The sequence below is a fragment of the Luteimonas flava genome (assembly GCF_036584485.1).
Taxonomy (GTDB): domain Bacteria; phylum Pseudomonadota; class Gammaproteobacteria; order Xanthomonadales; family Xanthomonadaceae; genus Luteimonas; species Luteimonas flava.
In genome coordinates this window covers 1-448 of sequence record NZ_JAZHBM010000025.1, presented here as the reverse complement: position 1 = coordinate 448, position 448 = coordinate 1, and the positions used below count along the sequence as shown (strand labels likewise).

Here is a 448-nt window from a genome sequence, read left to right as displayed (position 1 = left end):
ACCAGGGCCTGCTCCAGGTGCGCGAAACCGGTGCGGGTGGCCACCATGGCGGGCAACAGTAGACGCGCTTCGGCCGGGCAGTTCATTTTGGCGGACGACTCGATAAGCCGCCACATCTGATTCAGTTCCCGCAGCGAGAGTTCACAGCGGGCTACGTCGGGCATATGGGATAGGAATATGTCCGCGTCAGCTTTAGGGTAATTGGTCATTACGTAGCTTGAACACAAAAAATATATTCATAGCAATTAATGTGCCAAGGCAATAATTAACAGCAAATAGAAACGCCATCCGAAGATGGCGTCTGAGACAGGCGGTGACTGATTATTTGCTACTCAGGCATTCCTTCATGAAGGCCTTGCGCTCATCGCCTTTTTTGCCGGTAGCGTCGACATTACATTTTTTCATTTTCTCCTGCTGGGTCAGCTTTGGCGCTTCGGCAGCAGCTGGC

General features: G+C 52.2%; 2 protein-coding genes. Both read right to left on the bottom strand.

The window, feature by feature from the left end; genetic code table 11:
• Positions 1-209, bottom strand: a 209-nt coding sequence (locus V3391_RS17540; protein WP_332079744.1) for a hypothetical protein, incomplete at its 3' end; no start/stop codon positions are given.
• Between the two features lie 112 nt (positions 210-321).
• Positions 322-423: a PsiF family protein gene (locus V3391_RS17535; protein WP_425497306.1), complete on the bottom strand. Its 102-nt coding sequence runs from the start codon at positions 421-423 to the stop codon at positions 322-324.
• Positions 424-448: the final 25 nt, after the last annotated feature.